Annotated in this window: 16 protein-coding genes; all 16 read left to right on the forward strand. The window is 62.7% G+C overall.

The window, feature by feature from the left end:
- Positions 1–5 precede the first annotated feature (5 nt).
- The 16 genes from trbC to EBN1_RS21955 all read left to right on the forward strand — a co-directional run bounded on the left by trbC (position 6) and on the right by EBN1_RS21955 (position 14166).
- A complete protein-coding gene (gene trbC / locus EBN1_RS21880; protein WP_011255082.1) occupies positions 6–431 on the forward strand; it encodes a conjugal transfer system pilin TrbC in 426 nt (141 codons plus the stop codon).
- Positions 432–433: 2 nt separating this feature from the next.
- Positions 434–745: a conjugal transfer protein TrbD gene (locus tag EBN1_RS21885; RefSeq protein WP_011255081.1), complete on the forward strand. Its 312-nt coding sequence runs from the start codon at positions 434–436 to the stop codon at positions 743–745.
- The gene (locus EBN1_RS21890) at positions 742–3279 is read left to right on the forward strand and encodes a VirB4 family type IV secretion/conjugal transfer ATPase (RefSeq protein ID WP_011255080.1); all 2538 of its coding nucleotides are present in this window, start codon (positions 742–744) and stop codon (positions 3277–3279) included. Before EBN1_RS21885 ends, EBN1_RS21890 begins: the two co-directional genes overlap by 4 nt.
- A complete protein-coding gene (locus EBN1_RS21895; RefSeq protein ID WP_011255079.1) occupies positions 3276–4061 on the forward strand; it encodes a conjugal transfer protein TrbF in 786 nt (261 codons plus the stop codon). Before EBN1_RS21890 ends, EBN1_RS21895 begins: the two co-directional genes overlap by 4 nt.
- A gap of 17 nt (positions 4062–4078) precedes the next feature.
- Complete coding sequence (gene trbG, locus EBN1_RS21900) at positions 4079–4975, forward strand: P-type conjugative transfer protein TrbG (protein WP_011255078.1); 897 nt, start codon at positions 4079–4081, stop codon at positions 4973–4975.
- 2 nt (positions 4976–4977) lie between these two features.
- Positions 4978–5469, forward strand: a complete 492-nt coding sequence (locus EBN1_RS21905) for a conjugal transfer protein TrbH (RefSeq protein WP_041647958.1) — start codon at positions 4978–4980, stop codon at positions 5467–5469.
- Positions 5470–5474: 5 nt separating this feature from the next.
- The gene (locus EBN1_RS21910) at positions 5475–6863 is read left to right on the forward strand and encodes a TrbI/VirB10 family protein (protein ID WP_011255076.1); all 1389 of its coding nucleotides are present in this window, start codon (positions 5475–5477) and stop codon (positions 6861–6863) included.
- Between the two features lie 18 nt (positions 6864–6881).
- Positions 6882–7640 carry a P-type conjugative transfer protein TrbJ gene (trbJ, locus tag EBN1_RS21915; protein WP_011255075.1) on the forward strand — a complete coding sequence of 253 codons (759 nt, stop codon included), beginning with the start codon at positions 6882–6884 and terminating at the stop codon, positions 7638–7640.
- Positions 7641–7654: 14 nt separating this feature from the next.
- Entirely contained in the window at positions 7655–7885 is a 231-nt protein-coding gene (gene trbK, locus EBN1_RS21920; RefSeq protein ID WP_011255074.1) for an entry exclusion lipoprotein TrbK, read from the forward strand.
- 10 nt (positions 7886–7895) lie between these two features.
- Complete coding sequence (trbL, locus tag EBN1_RS21925) at positions 7896–9542, forward strand: P-type conjugative transfer protein TrbL (RefSeq protein WP_011255073.1); 1647 nt, start codon at positions 7896–7898, stop codon at positions 9540–9542.
- A 17-nt stretch (positions 9543–9559) separates the two neighbouring features.
- Positions 9560–10138, forward strand: coding sequence for a TrbM/KikA/MpfK family conjugal transfer protein (locus EBN1_RS21930; protein WP_011255072.1), 579 nt, complete (start codon positions 9560–9562; stop codon positions 10136–10138).
- 5 nt (positions 10139–10143) lie between these two features.
- A complete protein-coding gene (locus EBN1_RS21935; RefSeq protein WP_041648023.1) occupies positions 10144–10740 on the forward strand; it encodes a lysozyme family protein in 597 nt (198 codons plus the stop codon).
- Complete coding sequence (locus EBN1_RS21940; RefSeq protein ID WP_011255070.1) at positions 10737–11435, forward strand: TraX family protein; 699 nt, start codon at positions 10737–10739, stop codon at positions 11433–11435. Before EBN1_RS21935 ends, EBN1_RS21940 begins: the two co-directional genes overlap by 4 nt.
- 94 nt (positions 11436–11529) lie before the next feature.
- Entirely contained in the window at positions 11530–11955 is a 426-nt protein-coding gene (locus tag EBN1_RS21945; protein WP_041647959.1) for a hypothetical protein, read from the forward strand.
- Positions 11956–12041: 86 nt separating this feature from the next.
- The gene (locus EBN1_RS21950) at positions 12042–12341 is read left to right on the forward strand and encodes a DUF4258 domain-containing protein (RefSeq protein WP_041647960.1); all 300 of its coding nucleotides are present in this window, start codon (positions 12042–12044) and stop codon (positions 12339–12341) included.
- Between the two features lies 1 nt (position 12342).
- Positions 12343–14166, forward strand: a complete 1824-nt coding sequence (locus tag EBN1_RS21955) for an N-6 DNA methylase (RefSeq protein WP_157866790.1) — start codon at positions 12343–12345, stop codon at positions 14164–14166.
- The last annotated feature ends 61 nt before the right edge of the window (positions 14167–14227 follow it).

Raw genomic sequence — 14227 nt, forward strand, 5'->3', positions numbered from 1 at the left:
CCCCCATGCAAGTCGCAGTGCCCTCGTTCCGCCTCGATCGTAACGCCGTCTTCTATCTCGGCCTGCTCGCTCTTCTGGCCTTCTTCCTGCTGGCGCCGCATTCGGCCTTCGCATCCGAAGGAACGGGCGGTTCGCTCCCGTATGAGAGCTGGCTGACCAACCTGCGCAACTCCGTCACCGGTCCGGTCGCGTTCACGCTGGCCCTCATCGGCATCGTCGTTGCTGGCGGCATCCTGATCTTCGGCGGAGAGCTCAACGGTTTCTTCCGCACCTTGATCTTCATCGTCCTGGTCATGGCCCTGCTGGTCGGCGCGCAAAACATGATGAGCACCTTCTTCGGCCGTGGCGCGGAAATCGCGGCTGTCCCCGAGGACGCGATCCAGCACGCCAAGCTGGCCGCCTCGGTGGTCCTCCCCAAGCGGGCTGGATAAACATGGCCCTGCGCAGCATCCCCATTCGTAGGGCCGGCAACCGAGAAAACCTGTTCATGGGCGGGGATCGTGAGCTGGTGATGTTCTCGGGGCTGCTGGCCGGGGCACTGATTTTCAGCGCCCAAGAAGTCAGGGCAACGATGTTCGGTATCGCCTTGTGGTTCGGCGCGCTCTTCGTCTTGCGCCTCATGGCGAAGGGCGATCCGAAGATGCGCCACGTCTACCTGCGGCACCGCCGCTACAAGGCGTATTACCCCCCGCGCTCGACGCCCTTCCGGGAAAACACGACAAGCCAAGGGAAGCAATACAAATGATCGAGACAATTGCAATCACCATTGCTGGCGTCGGGACCGTCTTGTTGCTCATCCTGTTTGTCCGCATCCGCCAGGTCGATGCTGAATTGCAGCTCAAGAAGCATCGTTCCAAAGACGCGGGCCTGGCCGACTTGCTCAACTACGCCGCTGTGGTCGATGACGGCGTGATCGTGGGCAAGAACGGCTCCTTTATGGCTGCGTGGCTGTATCGGGGGGATGACAACGCCAGCAGCACCGATGAGCAGCGCGAAATGGTGTCCTTCCGGCTCAACCAGGCTCTGGCCGGCCTCGGTTCAGGATGGATGGTGCACGTCGACGCGGTGCGTCGGCCGGCGCCTAACTATTCGGCAAAGGGGAGCTCGCATTTCCCGGATGCCGTATCGGCCGCGATAGACAAGGAACGGCGGCAGTTGTTCGAGGGCCTCGGCACGATGTACGAGGGGTACTTCGTACTGACGCTGACCTGGTTCCCGCCGCTCCTCGCGCAACGCAAGTTCGTGGAGCTGATGTTTGATGATGACGCCATCGCTCCCGATCGCCAGACCCGGACGATGGGGCTCATCGAGCAGTTCAAGCGCGAACTCACTGCGATCGAAAACCGCCTGTCCTCGGCCGTCAAATTGATGCGGATGCGCGGCCAGAAGGTGGTCAACGAAGACGGCTCCACCGTCACCCATGACGACTTCCTGAGCTGGTTGCAGTTTTGCCTCACCGGCCGGCATCACCCGATCCTGCTGCCCAGCAATCCGGTGTACCTGGATGCCGTGATCGGCGGTCAAGAGCTGTGGGGCGGGGTGGTGCCCAGGATCGGCCGCAACTTCGTCCAGGTCGTCGCCATCGAGGGCTTTCCCCTGGAGTCCACCCCCGGGCTCTTGACCGCCCTGGGCGAGCTACCGTGCGAATACCGTTGGTCGAGCCGGTTCATCTTCATGGACCCGCACGAAGCCGTGAAGCACCTGGACAAGTTCCGTAAGAAGTGGCGACAGAAGGTACGCGGGTTCTTCGATCAGGTCTTCAACACCCATACTGGCCCAGTCGACCAGGACGCCTTGTCGATGGTGGGCGACGCCGAAGCGGCGATTGCCGAAGTAAATAGCGGTCTGGTCGCGGTCGGCTATTTCACGGGCGTTGTGATTCTGATGGACGAGAATCGGGACAAGCTCGAGGAATCGGCCCGGCTGGTCGAGAAGTCCATCAATCGCCTGGGCTTCGCAGCGCGCATCGAGACCATCAACACGCTCGATGCCTTTCTCGGCAGCCTCCCCGGTCACGGCGTCGAGAACGTGCGCCGGCCACTCATCAACACGATGAACCTGGCGGATCTGCTCCCGACCTCATCCATTTGGACTGGCCACGCCGACGCGCCGTGCCCGCTCTATCCGCCGCTGTCGCCGGCCCTGATGCATTGCGTTACCCATGGGGCTACACCGTTCCGTCTCAACCTGCATGTGCGCGACATCGGCCACACGTTCATGTTCGGCCCGACCGGCGCCGGCAAGTCCACGCACCTGGCGCTGATCGCCGCGCAGCTCCGGCGCTATGCCGGCATGACCCTCTACGCCTTCGACAAAGGCATGTCCCTGTACCCGCTGACCAAGGCGGTCGGCGGGCTGCACTTCTCAGTCGCGGCCGACGATGACCGCCTGGCCTTCTGCCCGCTCCAGTTCCTCGACACCAAGGGCGATCGTGCCTGGGCGATGGAGTGGATCGACACCATCCTGGCATTGAACGGGGTCGAAACCACGCCGGCCCAGCGCAACGAAATCGGTCACGCGATCATGAGCATGCATCGCAGCGGCGGGCGCACGCTCTCGGAGCTCTCGGTGACGATCCAGGACGAAGCGATCCGCGAGGCGATCAGGCAGTACACGGTGGACGGCACGATGGGCCACCTGCTGGACGCCGAAGAGGATGGCTTGTCGCTCGCCGACTTCACCACGTTTGAAATCGAGGAACTGATGGACCTCGGCGAAAAGTACGCGCTCCCGGTCCTGTTGTACCTGTTCCGCCGCATCGAGCGCAGCCTGAAAGGCCAGCCGGCCGTCATCATCCTGGATGAAGCGTGGTTGATGCTCGGTCACCCCGCATTCCGCGCCAAGATCCGCGAATGGCTCAAGGTGCTGCGTAAGGCCAACTGCCTCGTGCTGATGGCGACACAGAGCCTTTCCGACGTGGCGAACAGCGGCATCCTCGACGTGATCGTGGAATCCACTGCGACCAAGATCTTCCTGCCCAACGTCTATGCCTGCGACCAGGACACGGCGGCTCTGTACCGCCGCATGGGCCTCAACGCGCGCCAGATCGAAATCCTGGCGACCGCCATTCCGAAACGACAGTACTACTACGTTTCCGAGAGTGGCCGCCGCCTCTATGACCTCGCGCTGGGGCCGTTCGCCCTGGCCTTCGTCGGTTCCTCCGACAAGGAATCGGTTGCCAGCATCAAGAGCCTGGAAGCCAAGTTCGGCGATCAATGGGTGCATGAGTGGCTGGCGGGGAAGGGCCTGAACCTCAATGACTATCTGGAGGCCGCATGAGCATCGCTGACACGATGAAGGGCTTGATCTTCAAGAAGAAGGCCGAGCTGAACGGCGATCCCCTCGATCCGCGCAACGCCGGCGCCACGATGGTCCGCGGCCGCCGCGAGGGGGAGGTCGAGAACCCCTACCTGGCCGCTCGCCGCACCTGGAACGATCACGTGGGATCGATCGTATCCCAGCGCCAGACTTGGCAGGTCATCGGCATCCTGTCGCTGCTCATCGCCCTGGCCGGCGTCGGCGGCGTGATCCACATCGGGAGTCAGTCGAAGTTCATCCCCTATGTGGTGGAAGTCGACAAGCTCGGCCAGATGGTGGCTGCCGGCCCGGTCACCGCAGCCGCCAAAGCCGATCCACGCGTCGTCCACGCGTCGGTCGCCGAGTTCATTGGAGACGCCAGGATCGTGACTCCTGACGTGGCCTTGCAGCGCAAGGCCGTGTTCCGCGTGTACGCGAAGCTCTCTCCGAACGATCCCGCGACTGCAAAGATGAACGAGTGGCTGAACGGCCACCCCGAGGCCAGCCCCTTCAAGCGGGCCGAAAAGGAAATGGTCAACGTCGAAATCAAGACCGTCCTCCAGCAGTCGCCCGACACCTGGCAAGTGGATTGGGTCGAAACCAGCCGCGACCGGCAAGGCATCGTGAAGGGCCAGCCTGTCACGATGCGCGCCCTGGTCACGGTGTACACGGCCGAAGTGTCCAGCCAAACGACAGACGAGCAGTTGCGGAACAACCCCATGAGCGTATTCGTCCGCGACTTTTCTTGGTCACGCATTCTCTGATTTAGGGGTTATCCAAGATGAAAAAACATCTTTCTGCTGTGATCCTGGGCATCGCGCTGACCGCATCCGTCGTGGCGGCACCAGACGATGACTTGGCCGACAAGTATTTCTCCGGGAAGAACCCCAAGCTGACCGCGCAAGAGCGGGAGGCGTTGAGGATCGCCAAGAAGTGGGGGGCGAACTCGGCGACCGGTATCAAGCCGGTGGCCGGCGCTAACGGCGCCGTGCGCTTCATCTACGGCGCACAGCAACCCAGCATCGTGTGCGCGGTACTCCAGGTCTGCGACGTAGCTTTGCAGCCCGGCGAACTGGTGAACTCGATCCACCTGGGCGATACCGCCCGCTGGACGGTCGAGCCGGCGATCACGGGCAGCGGCACCGCCGAAACCCAGCACCTCATCATCAAGCCGATGGATGTCGGCCTGGAAACCAGCCTGATCGTGACTACGAACCGGCGCACCTATCACCTCAAGCTGCGCTCGCATCGCACCGAGTACATGCCGCAAGTGGCCTTCACATACCCCGAGGACGCCCTTGCCAAGTGGGATGCGATCCGCACCCGCGAAGTGCGCGAGCGCGAAGAGCAAGCGATGCCGCAGACCGGCGAATACCTCGGCGATTTGTCGTTCGACTATGACGTGTCGGGCACCACGCGCTGGAAGCCGGTGCGCGTCTACAACGATGGCCGCAAGACCATCATCGAAATGCCATCTACGATGGAGCAGACCGAGGCGCCGACCCTGCTGGTCGTGCGCAAGGATGGCGGGCTGTTCACCGACGACGAAACCGTGCTGGTCAATTACCGCGTCCAGGGCGACCGCTACATCGTGGACACGATCTTCGACAAGGCGGTCCTGATTGCCGGGGTCGGTAGCAGCCAAGACCGCGTGACCATCACCAGGACCGGGAAATGACCATGAAGAGATTTGCCCTTGTCGCGCTGGTTGCATTCGCCCTGGGCGGATGCGCAACGACAGTCCCTTACGGCAACTTCGTCCAACCCCCGGTTACGGTCGATCAGCAGAAGCTCGCCGGGGATGCCGCCAAGCAGCTCGCTGCGCTGTGGCCGCCGGCCAAGACCCGGTTCGAACTGCAACAGCCCACGCCGGACGAGTTCGGCGCGGCACTGGTCAGCAATCTCCGGGCGGCTGGCTATGCCGTCGTGGAGTACGCCCCGGAGAGGACCTCCAGCGCCGGCAGGGCTGCGCCAGAGCAAACAGCTGGCGAGCCGGTTGCGGTCGCACCGCCGACCATGGCCGCACTGCCGCTGCGGTACGTCCTGGATCATGACGCAGGCAGCGGGCTTTATCGCCTCACGCTGCTGATCGGCTCGCAGTCCATCACACGCCCCTACCTGGAACAGAACCGCACGCTGATTCCGGCCGGGTATTGGGCACGCAAGGAGTGATACTGATGAGCGAAACAGCCGATCAAATGGCACCCGAGGCCTCGCCCGGCCAAGTGTCGAAGAAGTCGGGCGTGCGTCGGGTCAACAATCTGCCCATGTACCTGCTGGGCGGGGTGATGGTCGCGTTTCTGGTGATCATGATGCTGGTGGCAGCGGACCGCGCCGCTAAGCAGAACGCACCGGCAACCGGCGCCGCCGAGAAAGCCGGCAACACGTCGATGTTCGCCAAGGAAATTGCCGGGGAGCAGACCGGGGGGATGATTCAGCCGGCGTCGCAACTGGTCCCGCCCGAGCTCGATGCGGCCCCAGCCAGCGAGCCGCTATTGATCGCCCGACCCGAGAACCTGGACGCCCCACCGAGCCCGCCAGCTGCGAGCGGCGGGCTACAGCAGCCCGAGCGCGACGACGAGGCCGACCGCATTCGTATGGCGAAGCTCCAACGGCTCGAGGAAGCGGCCAAGGCGCGAACGGGGGTGCAGATGGTGGCCCCACGTAGCGCTGCCTCCGCGCCGGGGGGTGCAGCCGGCACGCCCCAATCCCGCGACGAAATGCTGGCGCGGCTTGCCGCCATGCGACAGCAGGCGGACGGCGTCCGCAGCGAAGATCCGACCGCCGCGTATCAAGCGCGCCTGGCACAGATTCGCAGCAACCTCAACACTGGGGCGACCAACCCGGCGGCCGCCGGCAGCGAGGCGTCGCAACTGGTCCGGACTTCGACAGGTGGTCGCAACAATATCACTCAGTTCGGGAAAGCAGGGCAGGGTGATCGCTGGGCGATGGAGTCCCAGCCCGAGGCGCCACACACGCCGTTCGAGCTGCGGGCCGGGTTCGTCGTGCCCGCCACACTCATTTCCGGGATCAACTCAGATCTGCCGGGCCAGATCATGGCCCAAGTCGCGCAGCACGTTTACGACACCCCGACCGGGCGGCACCTGCTGATCCCGCAAGGCTCGCGCCTGGTCGGGACGTACTCCAGCGATGTTGCCCACGGTCAGGCACGCGTGCTGGTGGCGTGGCAGCGCATTGTCTTCCCCGACGGAAAGGCGATGGATATCGGCGCGATGCCGGGCGCCGACAGCGCGGGTTATGCCGGTTTCAACGACCAGGTGAACAACCACTACTTCCGCACGTTCGCGTCGGCCTTCCTCATGTCGGCCGTAACGGCCGGCTTCACCTTGAGCCAGGACAACGGCAACAGCACCGGCGACTCGCAGCGCGCGAGCGATGCCTTGAGCGAAGCCCTCGGGCAACAGCTCGGCCAAGTCACAGCACAGATGATCGCCAAGAACCTGAACATCGCACCAACGCTGGAAATCCGCCCGGGCTACCGCTTTAACGTCATCGTCACCAAGGACATGACTTTTTCAAAGCCGTACCAATCGTTCGATTACTGACGCCAAGGAAAAACACCTATGAAAATGAAATTTTTAGCCGCTAAAGCCACCCTGGTCGTTGCTCTGTCCGCAGGCCCGCTCGCGGCGCACGCCGGGATTCCGGTCATCGACGCCGCGAACCTCTCGCAAACCATCATGACGGCGATCGAGAGCGTTGCCCAGACGCTCAAGCAGATCGAGCAGTATCAAACGCAACTACAGCAGTATGAGAACCAGATTCAAAACACGATGGCACCAGCCGCCTACATTTGGGACCGCGCGCAATCGACCATCAACGGCCTGATGACCGCCGTCGACACGCTGAACTACTACAAGACACAGCTTGGCAGCGTCGATGGCTACTTGGGCAAATTCCAGGACGTGGCCTATTACCGGGGCTCGCCGTGTTTCTCCGGCGCCGGGTGCAGCGACACAGAGCGGACGGCCATGAACGAGAACCGACGCCTGGCCTCCGAATCGCAGAAGAAGGCCAACGACGCGCTTTTCCGTGGCCTCGACAGGCAACAGGAAGCCCTCAAGGCCGACGCCCGCACGCTGGAACAACTGCAATCCAGCGCCCAAGGCGCCAGCGGCCAGATGCAGGCGCTCGGCTATGCCAACCAGCTCGCCAGCCAGCAAGCCAATCAGCTCTTGCAGATACGGGGGCTGTTGATCGCCCAGCAGAACGCAGTTGCGACCCGCATGCAGGCCGAGGCCGACCGGGAGGCACAGACTATCGCAGCGGATGAACAATTCCGTCGTGGCAGTTATCGGGCCAGCTCCGGGCAGACCTGGTAAAGGAGCATAGGCGGATGAATCGCAATTTGACCCTGACAGCGGCCGCCCTTGTGGGGGCCCTCGTGACTGGATGCGCGCCGGATGCCTCGGAAGAACCGAAGAAGGAGGAAATGCCGGTGGTTAACGATGAGAACTGCAAGCTGGAGAACATCAAGAAGATCCAGGACGACAAAGTACGGCAGGCGTTTGCCGATGCCTGCGCTCGTCGTGGCGACTTCAAGTCTAGCTCCGGAAAGACCTATTGAGGGAATGACCATGAGACTGCCAGTCACCTTCAAAGCCCTTTCTATGCTGTTGCCGCTGTGGCTGGCACTCTTTGCGCTGGATGCCCATGCCGCCATCGACAACGCGGACGTGCTCGATAGCGTACTGACGCGCTACCAGACAGCCGCGAGCGGCTGGGCTGCCACCATCATCAATTCCGCGTCCTGGTTGTTCTGGCTGTTAGTCGTGATCTCGATGGTTTGGACGTTCGGCATGATGGCCTTGCGCAAGGCCGACATTGGGGAGTTCTTCGCGGAGTTCGTCCGCTTCACGATCTTCACCGGCTTCTTCTGGTGGCTTTTGACCAACGGCCCGAACTTCGCCAAATCGATCATGGATAGCTTGCGGCAGATCGGCGGCAATGCAACTGGACTCGGCATCGGCCTTTCCCCATCCGGGATCGTGGATGTGGGTTTTGAGATCTTCGACAAGGTAATCGACCAATCGTCGCTGTGGTCGCCAGTGAATAGCGCCGTAGGGATCAGCATCGCCGCAGCCATCTTGGTGATTCTCGCTCTAGTCGGCGTCAACATGCTGCTACTGCTGGTCTCCGGCTGGATTCTGGCGTATGCGGGAATCTTCTTCCTAGGCTTCGGCGGCTCCCGGTGGACCTCCGACATGGCGATCAACTACTACAAGACCGTCCTCGGCGTGGCGGCTCAACTGCTCGCGATGGTGCTGATCGTCGGCATCGGTAAAACCTTCCTCGATGGCTACTACGGAAGGATGAGCGAAAGCATGACCATCAAGGAAATGGGGGTCATGTTGATTGTTTCCGTAATCCTGCTATCGCTGGTCAACAAGCTCCCAAGCCTCGTATCCGGAATCATCATCGGCGCCAGTGTCGGGCACGCCGGCATTGGCAACTTCGGAGCTGGCGCTGCGGTCGGCGCCGCGGGCATGGCGGCAGCAGCAGCGGCGACGGGAGGCGCGATGTTGGCTGTAGGTGCCGCGAACGCGGCCGGTGGTGCACAAGCCGTGATGGCGGCCTTCTCCAAGGCCAGTGAGAACGTCCAATCCGGCGCTGACGCATTCACCAGCATGTGGGCCGGTGGCGGCCCGGGAGGGGGCGGAGGCAGCGGCAAGGGTGAGGAAAGCACCGGCAGCACGCCATTCGCACAGGCGGCCGGCTTCGCATCATCCGGCAGCGTCCAAGCCCTACGCGGCAGTTCGGCAGCGAGGGCCGAGGGGCAGGATTGGGACGCCAAGGGCAAAGAAGAAGGGAAGTCCGATCAGGGGCAAGGCAAGGCTAGCGAGTCCAAGGCCAACGCAGGAACGGGCGGCGCCGGAAAGGCAGAAGGAGGGCCGCAGCGAAGCTCCGGAGGCTTGAGGCCCTCGGCCGGGAAAGCGGGGCTGTTCGCCGCCGATGCAGCCGCGAACTTGGCGAAAGGCACGGCACAGGTAGCAAAGGAAAAGATGGCGGGCATCAGGGATGCCGCGATGGATCGCATCGCCGAAACCACGGGGGGCAAGATCGCCGCCGCCATCAAGGCCGGGAGTGCAAAAGACGAGGCAGGAAGCGCCATCGAATCGATGCCGACGTTTGGAGGGAACAACCTCGCGGGCGCCAGCACCAGCGATGTCGACACGGCGGCAGAAGTCGCTGCATTTGCCAACCGAGCCACCAAGTTCGTATGAGCAAGGAGAAACGAAGAATGAAGAAGAACCTGCTTGGGATGGCCTCCGCGGTGGTGGCCCTCGGCACATCGCCCGGCTCGGTCAATGCGCAAGACGCAGACGTACTTTCCGGTGATACCCGCCTTGCCTGCGAGGCCATTCTGTGCCTCTCCACCGGGCAGCGGCCGAGCGAGTGCACTCCCTCCTTGGATCACTATTTCGGTATTAAGAAAAAGAAACTGTCGGACACGCTCGAGGCGAGGCTCAGCTTCTTGAACAAGTGCCCGGTCGCCAACCAAACGCCGCAAATGTCGACCCTGGTACGAGTGATCTCGCGCAGCGCCGGCCGATGCGACGCGGCCTCACTGAACAGCGCGCTGCAAATGTGGACCAGCGGCGACGGCGGCGAGATCTATATCGGCAACAGGATGCCCGACTACTGCATGGCCTATACAGCGCACGCCTACACCGACTTCAGCCAGACCAAGCCCATGTATGTCGGGATGCCGGAGAACGGCGGATATTGGGTTGAAGCGAAGGATTACGAACGTGCCCTAGCGGAATACAACGCCCGTCTGGAAGCGGAGCACCGGAACTATTGGTGGGGAGGCAGCTAATCGTGCTGCCGTTCGTTGCGGATCTACCCCCGCTGGAGCAAGAGCGCATCGTGTGCTCGATCTCGTCTGCCGTGAAGTACGAAGTGCCCGCCAACATCGTCTTGGCAGTCGCCGAGAAAGAGGGCGGCAAACCCGGCCAGTGGGTTCGCAACACGAACGGCACCCATGACGTAGGCCCGATGCAATTCAATACCGCGTACCTGCGCGAACTGGAGCGGTACGGCATCACGGCGAACGATGTAGCGGCCGCTGGCTGCTACTCGTTCGACCTGGCCGCCTGGCGGCTGCGGATGCACCTGCGCAACGACAAGGGAGACATCTGGACGCGAGCCGCGAACTACCATTCGCGCACACCGCAATTCAATGCCATCTATCGCGCCGACCTGATGAAGAAGGCGGCGAAATGGGCGGATTGGCTGGAAGCCCGGTTTGTCACCCTCGACGTAATCAAAGAGGGCGCAGCGCCTTCAACACCAACGATGCAGGCGCCTGCCCCTACGGCCGCGGCGGCGACTCAAGCCGCGCAACCGACCCCGCCGCGATCCACGCGCACGGGTGCGTATGTGCCGCGCCAGATCACTTTCACCAGCGCGAACGAATGACGCCGCTGCGACTCTCGGAGGGCTCCCTGGAGGCCTTGAAGTGGATCGCCCTGCTATTGATGACAGGGGATCACGTCAATAAATACCTGTTCAACGCCACCCTGCCGGTGCTGTTTGAGGTCGGCCGGGTTGCACTGCCGCTCTTCATCTTTGTCCTGGCTTACAACCTCGCACGCCCCGACGTCATGGCGCGAGGGACGTATGGCCGCACGATGAAGCGCCTGGGGCTCTTCGGTGCGGTGGCTTCGGTCCCTTTCATCGCCCTGGGCGGGTTGGCCTTCGGGTGGTGGCCGCTCAATGTGCTTTTCACACTCCTAGTCATCGCTGGCACGCTGCTCCTAGTCGAAAAGGGCAGGACAGGCACCTGGATCGTCGCCGGCATCCTCTTCCTGATCGGCGGCAGCTCTGTCGAATACTGGTGGCCCGCAGTCGCCCTCGGCCTCGCCGCGTGGTGGCACTGCAAGCACCCGTCATGGTGGTCGGCCGCCGCGGCAGTGCTAGCGTGCGCGGCCCTCGGGCCGGTCAACGGAAATCTGTGGGCTCTGGCCGCCGTGCCGCTCGTGCTGATTGCCTCGCGGATCGAGCTTCGTATGCCGCGCCTTCGGCGGGTGTTCTATGCTTACTACCCGCTGCACCTCGCCGCGCTTTGGCTGATCCGCATTCCGATGAGCAAAGCCGGATACCTGTTCTTTTGAATGGAAAGAAGATCCATGCATAAAGCCGTTGTGTGCTGAAATAGAAATTCGCAGACAAAATCGTTCGACATTGGCAAGGATTTTGTCTGCTGGCTTGATCCATGCGAATGTCGAGATCGGCCGGAACGTTGGCTTCGATGATGCGCGGAAAGAGCACTACGACCACATGTCCGGGTATGCGTTCACGCTGGACGGCGACATGGTCGAGATGCGACCGAAGGTCGCTGCCGCACCGCAACTCTCGCTGCTATTCCAGCACACCCCCTCTGTTCAGCTGTCGCCACATGCCTATGAGCAAGGGCGCACACTCGCGCCAGGATCGGACATCCACGGAAGCCGAATGGCGGGAGTGGCTGGCGAAGAAGCAGATCGCGCCGCGAAGCCCGGAGCGACACTTCCTGGCCTTCTGCAAGCGGCGCGGGCGCTATCCCGGCTTCAGGTGAGGGCGGTATCTTGGCCCGGCCTTGAGAGAAGCGGCGGTACGCGGCCGGCGATCGACACCGAAATGAGCGGACGGTAATGGATTCTTAAAAAAAGTACGCCGTACCTATTGACTAAGGTACGGCGTACCGATACATTGCAGGCCATAACGACAAGGAGCCCGCAATGCACAGCACTCATCACTTCAAGACGCGGATGTCCCAGCGTGGCATTACGGGGGACATGGTGAATCTGGCCCTCGAGTACGGCGAGGAAGACCCGGAGAACCTCGCTCGCCTGGTGTTCGGTCGTCGCCGGGCCACCCAGCTCATCGAAGAAAAGCAGCGCCAGGTGCGGGCCAAGGAGCAGGCGCTGCGTGAGGAGAAGCGCGAGCTGAAGCTCCTCAAGAAGTTGGCCGACAAGGGCGGGATCGTTGTTGTGGCGGCGGACGCTACCCTGATCACCACCTACAACCTGGCCGCCTGACATGCTTGACGGTTCAGTCAGCCGCAGCTTGGGACGCCTATTGCAGCCGTTGAGGGCAACGCCCCTCGAGGTGGAGCAGCAGGTCATTTTCGCCACGCAGCTCGCGACGTGGGTGTGGCTCGCCGCGAGCGACAAGATCCCGGAGGCGCTTGCACCGCACGGGCAGCCGCTGCCCCCTAATGAGGTTGGCCGCATCTTCCGGCAGCTGCGCAGTCTGCCGGCGCTGCGCGGCAACGGCGATGCCTTTATCGCGGACGACAGCCTGATTCACGCGGTTTCCGAGGCGGTGCTGGGGAATCTTCTGCATGAAGCCCGGCATCTGGTTAAGGGCGGATTCATTGGTGCCGAGTTCGTTGACGAAGTCCTGATAGCCTTGGGGTCCGGCGCAGGTCGCAGTGGCATAGGCATGTTCACGATGCCGCACGAGCTGGTGCAGTTGCTGATTGGGCTTGCAGACATCCGCCCCGGCGAAGAGGTCTACACGCCGTTTGACGATGCGCTGCAGCTCTCGCTTGCGGCAGCGCAGGCCGGCGCAAGCGTCTTCACGGAAATGCCGCGCTACTCCCCCCTGCCGTATCTGATCAATCTGCTGACCAAGCAGCAGATTCATGTGAATGCCGGGCGCGACCCCATCACGCACCCCAGCTTCGTTGACGGCCCGCGGCTGCGAAGCTTCGCCAAGACTGTGTCGTTCCCGCCGATGGGCGTGCGCCTCCCCCTTGAAACGAGCGACCGCGATCTTTATGGACGCTTCCGCGAGCGCACGACCTCCAGCAGCGTGCTCGCTGCTCGCCACGTCCTGGCACAAACCCAGCGCCGCGCGGTCATCCTCGCGCCCAACAGTCTGTTGTTCGGTGCGGGGGCGGAGCGATCACTTCGCCAAGACCTGGTGCATGGCGGACTCGAAGCCGTTATCGGCCTGCCGCCCGCGACGCTGTTCGGGACCGCTATTTCGCTGGCTGTTATGGTGATTAATCTCGAGCAGGCCGCAACACACGTGGAAGTCCTGTTCGTCGACGGCAGCGCCGACCGCTTCCACAAGCGGGACGGCAAGGGGCGCACAACGCTGACAGGCTGGCGCGAACTGTTGCAGGCGGTCAATCAACGCCGGACCGGCGATCATGTGACGGCTGTTCCATCGCAAGTCATCGAGGAGAACGACTACCAACTCATGGTGTCGCGCTATGCGCGTTCGCCAATGATTGATGCGGTAGACGAGGCACTGCGCAGAAGTGAGGTGGTGCCGCTTGAAGAACTGGTGGAGTTCATCCGGCCAGTGCCGGCCCGCGCTGCAGGCAGCGCGGAGGAGCTGCCGGTTGAAGCGCTCGAGGTAGGCGTCCCTGACCTGCCGGAATACGGTTACATCCGCAATCCTCAGAAGCGCGTCCGCCTAGAGGCTTTGAAGAACGCGTTGCGGCCCCTCGACATCCTGATCAGTGTAAAGGGCAGCGTCGGCAAGGTTGGAATCGTTCCGCCCGATCTCGACGAAACATGGGTGGCTGGGCAATCCTGCTTGATCCTGCGCCGGCGCGACGGCGCACATCTTCACAGGCCGCATTTCCTGTTGCTTTACCTACGTTCAGCCATCGGCAAGGCAAGCCTTGAGCGCATCGCGTCGGGGACCGCGGTGCCGCTCATTCAGCTCCGCGAGCTGCGCAAGCTTCTTGTCATAATACCGACAGCGCAAGAGCAGGCAGCGGCGGAGCAGGCTTTCGGGCAACTGGTGACCCTGCAGCAGCAGATCGAGGACTTGCGCGCGCAGCAGCAGCAGATCGCAGCGGGATTCTGGCCGCTGCCAGGCCTGGCCAACGCTGGCTCCACATAGGGACTCGCCCAGCGGGACAAGAACAGCTAGAAACGTGATCAACTCGGGCGCAGCTTATAAG

This window comes from Aromatoleum aromaticum EbN1, from assembly GCF_000025965.1.
GTDB classification, from domain to species: domain Bacteria; phylum Pseudomonadota; class Gammaproteobacteria; order Burkholderiales; family Rhodocyclaceae; genus Aromatoleum; species Aromatoleum aromaticum.